General features: G+C 59.9%; 9 protein-coding genes. 7 read left to right on the top strand and 2 right to left on the bottom strand.

What is annotated here, in order from left to right; genetic code table 11:
* Nucleotides 1-5 precede the first annotated feature (5 nt).
* The 3 genes from Q0K10_RS05475 to Q0K10_RS05465 all read left to right on the top strand — a co-directional run bounded on the left by Q0K10_RS05475 (nucleotide 6) and on the right by Q0K10_RS05465 (nucleotide 6,073).
* Entirely contained in the window at nucleotides 6-2,066 is a 2,061-nt protein-coding gene (locus tag Q0K10_RS05475) for an alginate lyase family protein (RefSeq protein ID WP_294504301.1), read from the top strand.
* Nucleotides 2,067-2,145: 79 nt separating this feature from the next.
* The gene (locus tag Q0K10_RS05470) at nucleotides 2,146-5,319 is read left to right on the top strand and encodes a hypothetical protein (protein WP_294504299.1); all 3,174 of its coding nucleotides are present in this window, start codon (nucleotides 2,146-2,148) and stop codon (nucleotides 5,317-5,319) included.
* A 100-nt stretch (nucleotides 5,320-5,419) separates the two neighbouring features.
* Nucleotides 5,420-6,073, top strand: a complete 654-nt coding sequence (locus Q0K10_RS05465; RefSeq protein ID WP_294504295.1) for a carbonic anhydrase — start codon at nucleotides 5,420-5,422, stop codon at nucleotides 6,071-6,073.
* Nucleotides 6,074-6,083: 10 nt separating this feature from the next.
* Here Q0K10_RS05465 and Q0K10_RS05460 read toward each other — a convergent pair whose 3' ends face one another.
* Entirely contained in the window at nucleotides 6,084-7,340 is a 1,257-nt protein-coding gene (locus tag Q0K10_RS05460; protein ID WP_294504292.1) for a hypothetical protein, read from the bottom strand.
* 214 nt (nucleotides 7,341-7,554) lie between these two features.
* Here Q0K10_RS05460 and Q0K10_RS05455 point away from each other — a divergent pair, with 214 nt between their 5' ends.
* Entirely contained in the window at nucleotides 7,555-9,477 is a 1,923-nt protein-coding gene (locus tag Q0K10_RS05455; RefSeq protein WP_294504289.1) for a hypothetical protein, read from the top strand.
* Here the strand turns inward: Q0K10_RS05455 and Q0K10_RS05450 are convergent.
* Nucleotides 9,456-11,279, bottom strand: coding sequence for a hypothetical protein (locus Q0K10_RS05450; protein WP_294504287.1), 1,824 nt, complete (start codon nucleotides 11,277-11,279; stop codon nucleotides 9,456-9,458). The genes Q0K10_RS05455 and Q0K10_RS05450 overlap by 22 nt on opposite strands.
* Nucleotides 11,280-11,511: 232 nt before the next feature.
* On the opposite strand from Q0K10_RS05450, the gene Q0K10_RS05445 reads away from it, so the two are divergent.
* From Q0K10_RS05445 to Q0K10_RS05435, 3 genes are all read left to right on the top strand, one after another.
* On the top strand, nucleotides 11,512-12,396 hold the full coding sequence (locus Q0K10_RS05445; protein ID WP_294504284.1) for a helix-turn-helix transcriptional regulator: 885 nt from the start codon (nucleotides 11,512-11,514) through the stop codon (nucleotides 12,394-12,396).
* Between the two features lie 133 nt (nucleotides 12,397-12,529).
* A complete protein-coding gene (locus Q0K10_RS05440; protein ID WP_294504281.1) occupies nucleotides 12,530-12,988 on the top strand; it encodes a MarR family transcriptional regulator in 459 nt (152 codons plus the stop codon).
* On the top strand, nucleotides 12,982-14,445 hold the full coding sequence (locus Q0K10_RS05435) for an MATE family efflux transporter (RefSeq protein WP_294504279.1): 1,464 nt from the start codon (nucleotides 12,982-12,984) through the stop codon (nucleotides 14,443-14,445). Before Q0K10_RS05440 ends, Q0K10_RS05435 begins: the two co-directional genes overlap by 7 nt.
* Nucleotides 14,446-14,451 lie beyond the last annotated feature (6 nt).

Raw genomic sequence — 14,451 nt, 5'->3', positions numbered from 1 at the left:
AAACCATGTCGAAACTCAACAAGTCCCGTCTGATCGCCGCGGCCGCCGGTTGCGGCATGCTGGCGGCGGCCGCCGCGTCACCGCTCCCCGAACTGACCGCGGAGAAACGGCAGAGCCACCTGGAAGAGCTGTTCCGCCATCTCGACTCCGCCCGCTTCGGCACGGAATATGCCGCGGCATTGCGGAACAGCGACACGCAGACCCTCATCCGAACCGTCGCGCGGTATTTCCGGGAACGGCCGCAGGATCCCGGGAGTGCAGAGACCGGCCGCGGATACAACGCCGACCGGGCGGAGCGGGCCGTTCGCGGCGAAATGATGGAAGTCAACATTCCGTGGACATTTCCGGAGGGGCGCATCCGGTATCTCTTCGATCCGACCGCGATCCGCGGCCCGGTCAACCACGAGTGGCTGTGGCAGTTGAACCGTCACAGCTTCTGGAATGACATGGCGAACGCCTATGCGGCAACCGGAGACGAAAAATACGCGCGCGCATTCAATATCCAGCTCCGCGACTGGATCGCCCAGACCGACTGTCCACCGAACTGGAATGCTCCGGGCAGCGCCTGGCGCACGATTGAAGCGGGATTGCGGCTGATGGGGTCCTGGCCGGTTGCATTCGACCGGTTCCGCCATTCGCCGGAGTTCACCGATGAGAATCTCTGCCTGATGCTCGCGTCGATGCACCGACAGGCCGTGCATCTGCTCGAACACCCGACCAGCGGCAACTGGCTGTTGATGGAGATGAACGGGGTCTATACGTTCGCCACGCTCTTTCCGGAGTTCTCCGACGCGGAGGCGTTCCGGCGAAAATCGGCCAGGACCCTCTCTGATGCGTTGCGCGGACAGATCCTGCCGGACGGGATGCACGACGAACTTTCGCCCGACTATCACAGTGTGGTTTTCACCTGCGGCAGCCAGATGTTCCGGCTCGCGCAGCTGCATCACCGGACGGAGGAGCTGCCGCCGGACTTCGCGCCGCTGCTCGAAAAGGCGGCGGAGGCGTATCTCGCGCTGGCGACACCGGGATTCACGCAGCCGCGTACGAACGACTGTTTCACGCTGCGTACGGACGCGCTGCTCGGGAAAGCGTCCCGGCTCTTCCCCGAACGGCGGGATTTTCAGTGGGGGGCGAGCCGCCGCGCCGAGGGGGTGCCGCCGCAGGGAGGGAGCGCGTCGCGCTTCCTGCCGTGGGCGGGATTTGCGGCCATGCGTTCCGACTGGGGGCCGGAGGCGACCTATCTCTGCTTCGACGCCGGGTCGCTCGGGATGGGACACCAGCATCAGGACAAACTCAACATCAACCTCTATCTGGGCGACGAGGAGTTGATCTTCGACGACGGCGGCGGGCAGTACGAGGAGTCCGCCGCCCGGCGTTACGGAATCTCGGCGGCGGATCACAACACGATCCTGGTCGACGGGAAGCCGCAGAACCGGCGCGGACCGAAAAAGCTCGAAAAGCCGGTCGACGCGGGCTGGGTGTCTACGCAGGAATTCGATTACGCGCGAGGAAGTTACGATGCGGAGTTCGGGCAGGATCGTCCGGCGGTGCACAGACGCGAGGTGCGGTTCTGCAAACCCGATTTCTTCTGCGTCGTCGACAGCCTGACGCCACGGGACAATGCGGCCCACGACTATGAGCTGCTGTTTCACCTCGACACGTTGAAAACCGTTGCAGTTCCGGAGTTTCCGGGGGCGGTGAAGTCCAACTTCGGGCGGAAATACGATGTGCTGATCGTGCCGCTGTTCCCGGAAGAGCTGACCGTCTCGACCGCCTCGGAGCAGACGGAGCCGCGCATGGCGGGCTGGTACGTCGGCCGGAATGAAGCGCGGCTGCACCCGGCGACGACCGTCACGATGAAAGCGGCGGGGAAGCGGGAGTTCCGTTTTGCGACGCTGCTGTTTCCGCTTCGGCAAAACGATGAACTGCCGGTGGTGAAACGGTTGTCGGAGAAGCAATTCCGCATCACCTTCCGCGGCCGCGAACAGACCCTCGACCTCGACCGGTTGAACACGGCCACGGAACAGGTCGGGGCAGATGCCCGGCCGGCCGGAGAAAAACGCTAAGATTTCCGGAAGAAAAACGTCTTATCTCCGGAAAGACTCTGAAGCAAAAACTCGAACAGCAGCAGTCACGGAGCGGAAAATGAATCAGCCCGGCCAGCGGAAAATCGGCGGAACATTCGGAACTCGTGCGGAGATCCTCCGGCGGAACTTGAAGCGGCAGGAAATACCGAATCGGAAATCCGTCACTCCCGTCGTCTTTCGCAAAACGGGCGCCGCACTGTTTCTGCTGTCGGCGCTGCTGCTGTTTCCGCTGCTCCTCGGCGGCGCGGAAAAGGTGGTTCTGATCGGCGAGAGAACACCGGTCGACCAGCTGACCGCCGCGCTCTCCTCCGATCCGGAGATCGAACTGCTGGAACGGCTCGAGATCGATGCCGTCCTCCGGGAACACCACCTCGACGCCCTGAACGGGGCCGTTCTGCAACGGCTGTTTCCCCACGCCGACCTGATCGCGCTCCTCTCGGCCAGCCATCTCGAACTGTTCCACGCGAAAACCGGGGCAAAACTGCTGAGCCGGAGTCTGGATATGCGGCAGGCTCCGCGATGGATCGCCGAGGCGGCAAAGAAACGTGCCGCACCGGACGCCCGGATTCTCTCCATCGCGTTCGTCGACATCATCGATGTTCCGTCGGCGGAGCGCGACAGAATCGCGGCTCTGCTTCTCGAACTTCAGGAGCGTCTGGTCAACGCGGAAAAGATCCTGTTACTGGAACGCGACCATCTCTCCGCGATTCAGGAGGAACGGACGCTCACCGGGGAAATCCATCCGATTCTGCCGTCGGAAACACAGATTCGATGCGAATTCCGTCAGGGCTCCGACGCCCGGGAGATCACACTGGAACTGCGCCTCATCTCCGCGGACGGCAACGAGCTGCTTGACCGTGTCTTTCCTGATCTCCGGACGATGGAACCGATTGCCGCAGAAATCTGCGATGCCCTGCACACCCCGAGTTCCGAAGTGCCGTTTTCCGCCGAAGCCGAGGCGAAACGGTATTTTGACGAATATTATGCGCTGCTGCGCCGCTCGCCGAATCTGAACTCCAATCTGCCGCCGCACACACGGAAGATGCGGAGAGTGATCACCGCCATGCGGGTGCTCGACCCGGAAAATCCGCGCTACCGCTACGAAGAGATCTTTTTTCAGCTCGGAGAATACGCGCGTTTCGGCCTGTCCTGGCAGGAACGGATCGCAATTCTGAATCGTTTTGTCCGGGATGCGGAAGCGTTCCTGAAACGATATCCAAAGTGGGAGTTCCCGAAACAAAAAGCGGGCTTCACCCTCCATCCGACCGGACTGCACAGCCCGATTTTCAACCTCTTCGACTATGAGCAGCGCGTCACACCCTCTCCGGAGGAAGCCGCCGAGCTGAACCGCCTGACGGACGAGATCCGCGCCATGCACCTCATGCTTGACCGGAAACATTCTCCCGGCGACAGGGAGTCGATCTCTGAACAGGAGGGGGCGATCCGTTACGGCATCGATCTTCTGCCGCATTTCGACGCGGTCAAGGCGATGCGCCTCGCCTGGCAGGCCGATCTGGACGAACTCGCTCTCTTCCGGAAACACGCCGACAAGCCGGGAAAATTCGTCAGACTCGGAGAGTGGTACTTCCCCGGCCCGTTCATGCAAGCCCGCGGAATCTGGAACCGGCGAGGGGCGTGGGAGTGTGCCCGCGAGCTTCTGAACACCCGCCTCCCGGAAATGGAGGAGGCGATGAAAGCGCTTCCCGCGTCGAAATATGAAGCCCATCTCGCCGAACTGAAATTTCTGCGTGAGTACCTTAACAGCGACGGTTCGCCGGAGACGTTCAAACGAATCTTCCGGGCGAGGATCCGCCATGCCGTCGAGCATTTGAATTTCCGCCCCTCCCCGCGGACCTCTTACGGCGGTCTGCTGGAAGCGGCGGCCAGGGATTATTTCGGGCTGCGCGAATCGGAACTGGGCGGATTCATCATGGAGTGTCCGTGGGAGTGCCTGAAAGAGTTCGGACATTCGCTGTCCCGTGAGGACAGGGCGATTGTCGCCGTCCAGCAGTCTACAGACGAAGAACTTCTGCAATATGCGCCCGAGATCCGGCGTCTCGCATACCGGGGCATCTGCCGGAACGATCTGGGAAATTCGCTTCAGATGCTGGGGAGCTCGCTCCATCAACGTCTTGAAACAGACCCTTTGAGGGAGATCGCATATCGGACGACGACGGGAAATTTGCTCCATCAACATCCCGACCAGCTGGTTTGGGAAGCGACACTCGCCGAACTCAACGGAGCGTTCGCGATCCGCTCCATTCCGCTGCCGGGGGCGGGATGGGAGATGGGGAGTCTTTTCGCCGACGGGAAATATTATACGCTCCGGCAGGCGCATGGAAACAAAGCCGTTCTCTACCAATGGGATCCATCGACGGGACGGGCGGAAAAGCTGCTGGAGACGGAACTCCCCGTTTCCCGGCCGCACGCGGTGCTGTATCTGGAGGGGAAGCGTCTCTGGTGCGGCGGCCGCCGGTGGCTCGGCTGTTTCGACCTCGAATCGCGCCGGTGGAAACTCTTCACGGAACTTCCGGGGGAGGAGATCCATGCTCTGACCGTCACGAGCACCCGGATCTTCTATCTCTGCGGGGCGTGCAACCGTGGCAATTCGATTCCGCTCTCGCTGCACTCCTGCGATCCGGAGGGGGGAGACCGGCGAACCATCTGGGACGCGCGGAGTTCCCGTCCGGAGCTGAAAACCGGGGCAACGGGTGAAGTTTCGGGCTTTTTTCCCGGCCGCGACGGATTGCTCTATTTCACGGTCGACGACCGGAATCAAGTGCTGCTGCTGGCATTGGATCCGAAAACCGAAAGCATCCGCCGGATTCGCCGTTTCCCGTCGGCGGCGGGCTATTTCCTGCTCCGCCGCAGCGGCGACCTGCTGCTGGGGGAGGACGGCACCTATTTCGGCAGCGCCTTTTACACGCTTCCCGGCGACGACCCCGCGGCGGAACCGCTCCGGCTTCTCGCGCAGCACGCCTCCGACAAGCGGACGGCCCGCTGCCGAATCCCGGGTTATCACGCGATTCAACATCCGGCGGTACTGAGGAAAAACCGGTGGCTCTGCAGCGCCGGGGATTTCGGGTGCTGGATTCTGGATCTGGAGAATCCGGAGGAGTCCCCGCTTCTGCTGCTGCCGGAAGTCTCGAACGTATTTTACGACGAAGCGCGCGACGCGCTCTACTATCCGGCCCGCCGGCTTCCCCGCATCTACGAGGTGAAATTCAAATAATATGTCCCGCCGTTTCGATTTCGGGAGTTGAAAAGTCGTGCAAGGGCGTGTATTGTTCCGCGATATTCCGGAACACGAACAACCAGAAAGGGGAGAACAGATGGATCCGGCCATCCAGAAAATGATTCACGGCTTCCGCCATTTCCGCAAAACCTATTTTTCCGACAGCACCGAGCTCTATTCGCGCCTCAGGCACGGCCAGATGCCCGCCGCACTCATGATCGCCTGCTGCGACTCGCGCGTCGACCCCGCCCATGTCACCCGAAGCAATCCCGGGGAGATGTTCGTGATCCGCAATGTCGCGAATCTCGTGCCGCCCTATCATCCGGACTCGACGTTCCATGGCGTGAGCTCCGCGATCGAATATGCCGTATGCGTGCTCGAAGTCAAGCACATCATCGTGCTCGGCCACTCCGGCTGCGGCGGAATCCACACCCTCATGTCCGAGGAGTGGCACAATCATCCGTCGGAGTTCCTCACACGCTGGCTCACGCTCGCCGAACCGGCCCGCCACCGGGTCAAAGAGCGTCTCGGCGACAGGCCGGAGGAGCTCCAGCTCCGCGCCTGCGAGGAGAGTTCCATCCTGCTTTCCATGGAAAACCTCATGACTTTCCCGTGGATCCGCGAACGGGTCGAGGCCGGAAATCTCAAGATCCACGGCTGGTACTTCAACCTGCACGAGGGCGAACTCTACGATTACGACTCCGAAAAAGAGGAGTTCCTCCCGCTCGCCGGAGAGTCCGATTCCCTCTGAACCGCACGCCTCAGCGGGGGAGGATCTCCAGAAGCATCTCCTCCGGCGTCGGCGGAGTGACCGGACGCATCCAGAGCTCTTCGGAAACGTGCGGCTCCTCCCGCAGAAGTTCCGTCGTCACGGGGTCGTACCAGCGCAGCGTATACGTTCCGGCGGGCAGCGAAACGGCGAGCTCTTTCCCCGCCGTCTCCGCCGCATACGCGAGAAAGTGTTTTCCCCCGAGCGCCAGCGCCGCCGCCCGGCAGTCGGGCCGGAATACGTGGAACGCCGGACGCGCGCGGGAGAAGTCGAATTTCCCCAGAAACTGCGCGAGCGCCGCCAGTTCCCGGTGAAAACCTTTCCCTCCGCCGTGCGTGCACCCGGCGGAACAGTGTTCCGCCCCGTCCGGCGTCTCGACCGTATAGGCCATATCCAGATTGCTGTACCCCGCCGCTCCCGCCAGCAGCGCGAGCCACGCCTCCTGCCGGTAGGGCCGGTTCGCGGAGCCGCAGAATCCGGTCTCGTCATCGACGATCGGCAGACTTCTATGCCAGTTGGCGGGCACGCACTCCGGGCGCATGTAATGGAAATTCAGCACATTCGCGGCCGGAACCTCGTCAAACGCGCAGGAAAAGGTGTTGTCGACGTTCCACGCGACGGGTTTCCCGGGAGCGAGAGTTTTGACGAATTCCGCAAGTTCCTGCTGGAAACGGAGCACCGGCGCCGGATCGCGGACCATCCAGTACGGTTCGTTGACGAGTTCGATGATGACGTTGTCGAAATCGTTCAGCTGTTCCAGGACCAGGCGCACATAACGCTTCTTCTCCGGCGTCAGAGCGTTGAAAAACTCCCGGCGATCGACCGCCGGATCGTAAAACGGGGAATCGCGGTAGTTGTTCTCGTTGTAAAAGACGCAGAACAGCGTGAACTCGACGACGACGCCCGCCGAATCGGCAGTGGAAAGAATATCGCGCAGCCGCGCGACATATTCGGGATGCAGCCGTTCCCTCTCCGGCCCAGCAAAGAGCGGCACAAGCTGCCCGGCCTCCGGCGCAAGCGGATTCGAGTCGAAATGGAAATCGCTGGACCGCTCGAAGTAGCTTCCACCGAACAACCGGGTCTGGTTGAAGCCGTTCTTTTCGAGCTCACGGAAATAGCGCCGAAAATCGAATGCGCGATTGATCAGAGCGCCGTAATGCTCGGCGGAACTGATCAGCAGCCGAATTTCGCCGTTGATCGTGAAATAATGCGGATTGACGCTCGAAACGCCGATCACCGTTTCAGACATGGCTCGCCTCCCGGTTCTGGATGATGGATCTATCAATTGCGGCATGAAAAATACCCGGCCTATTTAGAAATAGCACATCGGAACGTTTTTTTCAAATCCGGAAGTGCAAAACATGTTCCCGGCCGTTCCGGCGAAAAAACACGGCTTTTCAGCCGGAGCACTGGCAAAAATGCCCTCCCCGGTGTATCTTAAGGGAAAACCGGACGGAGAATCGATGCGCACACTTTTTCTGACACTCCTGCTGCTCACGGCGACGGCGGCCTGCTCCGCCGGGACGCTTCTGCTTACAGACCCGGTTCCGGTTTTCGACCGTCCCGACCAGAATGCGAAAGTTCTGCGCATCCAGCCGCCCGGCCCCGTGGAATTTCAGGGGGAGCCGTTCACCGGATTCTCGGCGCAGCACCCGCTCGCCACGGCCAACACGTTCTACACCCTGCCCGGGGGCGGTTTTCTCTCGCCGGAACTCGTGAGCGAAAAAGGAATCGACGGAAAACGCGAAACCGTCCAGATTCTCCCGCAGCCGACCGTGCGTATGCTCCTGACGGTCACATGCGCGGCGGCGATCGGACTTCTGCTGATCGGTTATCTGCGGCGGCGGAAACCGCTCCCGGACAAGCCGCCGCTCAGCTCCCGGCAGGAGGCGCTCATTTTCATCGCACTCATCGTGCTCGTCAGGCTGCTTCTGCTCTCCGACACTCTGCTCAACTGGCAGAACGTATTTGCGGCGGCGGCAGACGAAAACGGCTACTTCGAAACCGCCGCCGGAATGGCGGACGGAGAGTTCTCCGGACCATGGCGTTTCACGATCGGAACAGGGCTTCTCTACCTGCCGTTCCTCTTCGCAACGGGAGCGGAGTGTTACTACGACATCGCGATTCCCTTCTCATACTTCTCGGGATACGTGCTCGCTCCCGGCGCGCTCGTGCTCGGATTCCTCATTCTGCGCCGTCTCGGGTTGTCGAATCTCAAGGCCGCTCTCCCGATGCTCGCATGGGCCGTATGGCCGTTCTTCCACTTTCACGTCGAACTCTGGAATCAGGGGGTGTTCCAATCGCTGTTCACCATGCCCGGCAACAGTCCATGGTTCTTCTATGGAACACTCATCAACGCGGGATTCAACGCCATGAGCGACACGCCGAGTCTCTGCGCCGTCCTCGGCTCTATCGCGCTCGCGCTGCACATGCCGCCGAAACGGCGTTTCGTGCTGCTGCTCGGATTTCTCTTCGGCTTCAGCTGTCTGCTGCGGATCAACAATATCTTCTTCGCGCCGCTGCTCGCCTGGATCGCCGCAGGGAAGTTTCCCGACGCGCTGCGCCACCCGAAACAGCTCGGACTCCTCGTGCCGATCGCAGCGGCCGGATTCTTCGCGGCATTCGGCATCCAGCTCTGGATCAACTTCCACCAGTTCGGCAACCCGATGACCTTCGGCTACGTGCTGCACTACCCCGATCTCGCGGACGGGCTGCGGCCGGTCAACGGCTTCACGCTCCGCACGTTCCTCGAAGGGCGCAACATCCGCTTCCTCGCGGGAGCGAACCACGCGGCATGGACGCTCGGCATCACCGGCATGCTGCTGCTGCGCAACGCGAAACTGCGCAGCACCTTCGCACTCTGGAGCGTACCGGTCATCTGGTTCTTCTTCGGATACAGCCATACTTTCTGCGACGCGCGCCGCTTCGTCTTCGGCGCATTCCCCGCCATGCTCGCGGCATTCGCCGCGCTCGAATGCTGGGAAACGATGTCCAGGAAGGAACTCGTTCTCACACTTCTCCTCGTCTGCGCGGCGACGCTGTTCGTGCTTCCGGTCGATTCCGGCGTCGCGTTTCTTCCGTTCGAACTGCCGCGGGTGCTCGGGCCGTGGCTCTATCTGATTCCGGCCGCTCTCGTTCTCTGCGGAATCCGTTTTCTGATCCGGAAAAACCGGCAAGCCGGAGTACTCTGCATCCTTCTGCCGCTGCTGCTGCTCTTCGGACACCCCTATCTCTACGCCGCGCTTCTGGCAATCATTCTGCTGCGCGTACTCTTTTCGCTGCGCGCGGCACTGATTCCGTGGGAAACCACCCCGTCCGTTTCCGAAAAAGCGGCTGAGGAGTCTCCCTCCGGAAAACCGGACACTCAATCTCTTTCCAGGAAATAGAGGTTCGTCCCCGGGGCGTCGAATGAATCTGTGAAAGAGTCCGTATCCTGCGCGACGACCCGGTCGTCGAAGATCTCAACGACCCGTTTCGCCCGGAACGGAAGCCGAATCTCCCGGACACCCCCGGTCCCGCAGTGAATCGACAGCAGCTCGGCGGACGCATGAAACGCCGCATCCTGCACGTAGATGTGCACTCCGGCCCGTTCGGCCAACCGGCGAATCTCCGCTTCCGTCAGATCGTTCGCCTCGGGGGCGTAGACCTCCGTCCAGTTCTCCTGCTCCCGAATGTGAATGCCGGGAAGCTCTTCCGGGAATCCGGTGAAACGCTCGACATTCTCCGGCGCATACGCCCCATTGCGGATGATCCCCGCCTGATGGAGAAAGACCACCGTTCTTCCATCGCAGCAGAGTTTCTCCCGGAGCAAGGCCTCCTTCGCATCGTCCATCACAACCAGATTCTGGAAGATCACCAGCCGGTAACGGGAGAGATCCACGTGTTTCAAATCCTCCCAGGTCGCCGTATCCGCCGGCAGTCCGGCCGCGGAGATGCGGTTTTCCAGCTCGCCGAAACGGCACATCTGCGCCTCACTGTGCAGCTGATAATTGCTCTCCGGATCGATCACGAGCAGAATCTGGGCGGCGGAACCGGAGGAACGGGCGGCGTACTCCTTCCACACCTCGACGGCACGGCGGATCATGGCGCGGGTCTCCTCAGCCCGATACATTCCGCCCCAGATATTGAAAAACCAGAATGAGAGCCGGTTGACCATGCACATGCCGAGTTCCCGCTTGAGTCCGGCGACATCCTCCCGCGGATTTTTCCAGCCGTTCCAGATTCCACCGGAAAGAGTGAAGTAATCCGTAAGCTTCAGATTGGCGTCGCTGGTGATGCGGTCGCATTCGAACAGGAAATTGATCTTTCTGCGGCGCAGCATCTCCGTCACGCCGATGTAACCGGAATTGCCGCCGATGGCGAACGGCCGGTTGCAGGCCGCACCGATCACGAAATCCGGCGGAGCAGTGTCGAGCACCCGTTCGCAGTCGAGCTGTCCGTAAATTCCGCTGTTGCGGATGTGTGAATAGAAGATGCCGATCCGGGCCTCCTTCCGGATCCGGGCGCGGGTTGCGGTGATGAATTCGATCGCCAGATCCGCCGTCGATGCATTGACATACCGGAGCCACGCCGGGAAATTCGCCTCCGTATCCGGATCGTAGACCGCATCGTACCGATGGGGAACACCCGGATAAATCAGAGGCGGAAGATACTGACGGGGCTCATATTTCTCACACCACTGCTGAAAGTGGAGAACTTTCTGAGTCGTCAGTTTTTCATTCGCATGTTCAATCCATTCCAATGTGCGTCCGCAGGCAACCACATACCCTTCCACACGGTCACCCCAGCGGGTTTCACAGTGGTTGAGAAACGCATCCAGATAGCTCATCGTCAGCTCCATCCACCGTTTGTGGTAAAAACAGTCGCTCAGATTGTAAAAGGAATCCATCGAAAGTTCCCGCGTGAGCCAGAGTGGAGAATTTAAATCGACGGTCGTGATGAACCGCGCGGAAGGATGGTGCGAGAGAACTTCTTCAAACTGACGATCAAGAAGATCAAAATCATAAAGGCGTTCCCGCTGCCAGATCAGCGGATAATCGGAATAAGGCTCCCCCAGCGAATTGGCGGTGTTCATCGGGGAGATTTCGATCAGATCGATTCCCGCGTCCCGCATGAATTCCAGCGTTTCCCACTCCGTGTGCAGAAATTTCCCGTAAGGAAGACGATAAAGCAGCATCGTATTTTCCATTTTCACACTCCTCTAAATCCCTTTCTCTTTCCTCTCTGTATTGTTTTTCTGCCGTTTCCCACCCGGGAAGCGGCTCGCCGGATCACGTGCCGTTTTCCCCGAAGCTCCTCCCGGGCTCCGTAGATCAATCTAAAATTCACGCTTGTCTTTTTTCTATTATATGCTATTTTCTACAAAAAGAGAACCATACCCGAGTCATAAAAGATTCAAAAAACAGTCAAAAGGATTCAACATGCCGAATCTGTTGCAAAACCAGCACGGAGATCTGTACAGTCCGGGTTACTATCAGAGCATGAAAATGCAGTTTCACACCTGGCCGACTTCCGCAATGTCCGCCCGGAGTCTTTTTCTGAGAAGCGGCTTCGAGGTGGAACGCAACGGGTCGAGCTATTTTCAGCACAACCACAACCCCGACCTTGCCATCGAGCTGGTAACCGCCGGGGCGGTCGTCTACGAGGATGATCACTGCGCGGAGAAGGTTTTCCCGGGAGAAATCTATCTGGTTCATCACAATGCGGATACGATCATCCGGACCGATGAGGGACGATTTTACCGGAAAAAAGTCCTCTGTCTCACGGGCAGCCTGCTGGACTCCATCGTCGAATCGCTGAAACTGGTGGGGATGCGCCATTTGAAACCGGAGAACCCGGCGGAGTTCGAGTCGCGCATCGACTCCCTGCTCAAACAGCTCTGCTGCAAAGAACACGATTCCGAATCGCGCATTGCAGGAAATGTGTATGAGCTTCTCTTTCGGCTGGCGGAATGTTTCCACTCCAAACGCAGCGTCTTTCCCGCGCCGCTGCTTGCCGCGTTGGACTTCATGAACGGTTCGTTCCAGCACAAAATCTCACTTGCCCAGATCGCATACAATGCGGGAGTGAGCCAGTCTACCCTGGTTCGTCTGTTCCATCGTCATCTGGGAAAACATCCGATGGCCTGGCTGATCGATCTCCGGCTGGAAATCGCCAAATCCATGGTCACAGCCACCGATCTCCCTCTCAAGGAAATCAGCTGGCGGTGCGGTTACACCTCCCCTTACTATTTTTCCACGGCGTTTCGCGGGAAATACGGCTGTTCACCGCGGGCGTTCCGCGCCCACTGCCACCCTTCCGGCTGACAATGGTCCGGAAGCTCCGCCTCGCCCTTTTTCTCCGAAATCCATCCCGAAAAGTTCGAGACGCCATTGCATTTCCTTCCATTTGGGTTATATTATAATTCCAAAACAAAAATGTTCCATTTTGGAAATGAATATGGATTTGACCTCGTTTTATCGGATGCACGGGCTGGTCGAGGATCTGCGGCGGAAATGCGTGATCGAATATTGGGAGCAGCGCAACGCCGACGATCCGCTCGCACAGTTCGGGCCCCGTATGCTGAATCATTTGAGCGCCATTCTGCGGAACGAACCTTGTTCGCTCCATGATGTCATGCGCCATACCGGGCTGTCCGCCCCGGCGGCCTCGGCTTTTGTGGCGAAACTCGTGCGGGCGGGGATTCTGCGCCGAGAGGTCAATCCGCAGAACCGCCGCAGCGTGCTCATCACGGTGGAGCCGGAATTCCGCAGAAATCTCGCGGAAATCGATGCGAACTTCAAGGAGCACGTTGCCGAACTGTTCCGCTCCGCCACTTCAGCGGAACTCGAAGCACTGGAGACCGTGGGAGATTTTCTCCGCCGCCTCCTCGAACCGAAAGAAACCAAATCATGCTGAAAAAGGACGATGCCGTTTACACCCGCGGTTCCATTCAGGGAACCATGCTCAAAACCGGATGCGCGATGCTGGCCGGAACACTCGCCATGTCCGGCTACAACATCGCCGACACCTACTTCGTCGGACAGCTCGGCAAGTCGCCGCTGGCGGCGATGGGGTTCACGTTTCCGGTCATCATGCTGATCGGCTGTCTTTTCCGCGGGCTCGCCTCCGGCGTGATGACCACTGCCGCACAGGCGCTCGGGAGCGGGCGCAAAAGCAAGGCGACGCGGCTCGTCTCCTCCGGAATCCTGCTGATCTTCCTCGTTTCGATCGTGCTGGCGCTGCTGGGAATGGCCACATCGGAATGGACGTTCGAACAGTTCGGCGCGACTGGCGAGACACTGGAACTGGTCAAGGGGTACATGAACATCTGGTATTTCGGCTGCGCGACCGCGTCACTCTCGATGACGGGGAACGACCTGCTGATCGCGGCGGGCGACTCGAAGGTCGCAAGCGGCATGATGATTATCGGAATGTTCATCAACGTCATTTTCGACCCGATCTTCATCTTCGGATTCGGCCCTGTTCCGGCGATGGGAATCCGCGGCGCGGCTCTCGCGACCATCGGCTCACAGCTCGTGGCGACACTGGTGGTGCTTTATGTGCTTTACAAGCGGCACGGACTGCTCCGGTTCGAACGGATTCCGTGGCGTCAGCTCAAAGGTTCCTGGAAACTGGTCATCCGGTTCGCGATTCCGGCCTCGCTCGGCATGCTCATGATGCCGATCGGGTCGACGATCATCACGCGGATCACGGCGGCATTCGGAGACACGGCCGTCGCGGCGACAGCGGCGGCCGGGCGGCTTGAAATGGTCGCCTTCATCTTCCCGATGGCGCTGGGCATCCCGCTGCTCTCGATGGTCGGTCAGAACTACGGAGCAAGACTCTACGACCGGATCCGGGCCTGTCGCAGATTTGCCATGCGGTTTGCATTTCTGTTCCTGCTGGGGATGGCGGTGATCTACTTTTTCGCGGCGCCGGTGCTCGTGCGGTTCTTCTCGCCGGATCAGGATGTCCAGCAGATCATGACACTTTGCATGTACATCATTCCGTGGGGGTTCGGCATGATTGAAATCCACCGTTACTCGGGATTTTTCTTCACCGGCTGCGGACGACCGGCCGTGGCGGCCTGGCTGAATGCGCTGCGGATCATCGGATTGATGATTCCGCTCTCACTGCTCGCGCTCTATTTGCATTCGCTCGTTGCGCTCTTCGCGGCACGGCTTGCGGCCGACGTGCTTGCCGGCGGCATCGGCTATCTGCTTGCGCGGCACATGGTCAACCACCTCCCTGCCGACGGAGCCCCGCCGCAGCAGAGCGCCGTCCCGATGAAACCCGGGCGGGGACTCTTGAACCGACTCCGGGTACTCGCGACGCACCAAAATGAAATCGACAGTCAGAGCGACACACAATAACCAGCT

The organism is uncultured Victivallis sp. (assembly GCF_944391105.1).
GTDB lineage: Bacteria > Verrucomicrobiota > Lentisphaeria > Victivallales > Victivallaceae > Victivallis.
The sequence above is the reverse complement of the archived record's forward strand: the minus strand, read 5'-3'. Positions and strand labels throughout refer to the sequence as shown.

Excerpts from the sequence above, each read along its gene's own strand:
- Q0K10_RS05475 (WP_294504301.1), top strand. The coding sequence starts at position 6 with ATGTCGAAACTCAACAAGTCCCGTCTGATCGCCGCGGCCGCCGGTTGC.
- Q0K10_RS05470 (WP_294504299.1), top strand. The coding sequence starts at position 2,146 with ATGAATCAGCCCGGCCAGCGGAAAATCGGCGGAACATTCGGAACTCGT.
- Q0K10_RS05465 (WP_294504295.1), top strand. The coding sequence starts at position 5,420 with ATGGATCCGGCCATCCAGAAAATGATTCACGGCTTCCGCCATTTCCGC.
- Q0K10_RS05460 (WP_294504292.1), bottom strand. The coding sequence starts at position 7,340 with ATGTCTGAAACGGTGATCGGCGTTTCGAGCGTCAATCCGCATTATTTC.
- Q0K10_RS05455 (WP_294504289.1), top strand. The coding sequence starts at position 7,555 with ATGCGCACACTTTTTCTGACACTCCTGCTGCTCACGGCGACGGCGGCC.
- Q0K10_RS05450 (WP_294504287.1), bottom strand. The coding sequence starts at position 11,279 with ATGGAAAATACGATGCTGCTTTATCGTCTTCCTTACGGGAAATTTCTG.
- Q0K10_RS05445 (WP_294504284.1), top strand. The coding sequence starts at position 11,512 with ATGCCGAATCTGTTGCAAAACCAGCACGGAGATCTGTACAGTCCGGGT.
- Q0K10_RS05440 (WP_294504281.1), top strand. The coding sequence starts at position 12,530 with ATGGATTTGACCTCGTTTTATCGGATGCACGGGCTGGTCGAGGATCTG.
- Q0K10_RS05435 (WP_294504279.1), top strand. The coding sequence starts at position 12,982 with ATGCTGAAAAAGGACGATGCCGTTTACACCCGCGGTTCCATTCAGGGA.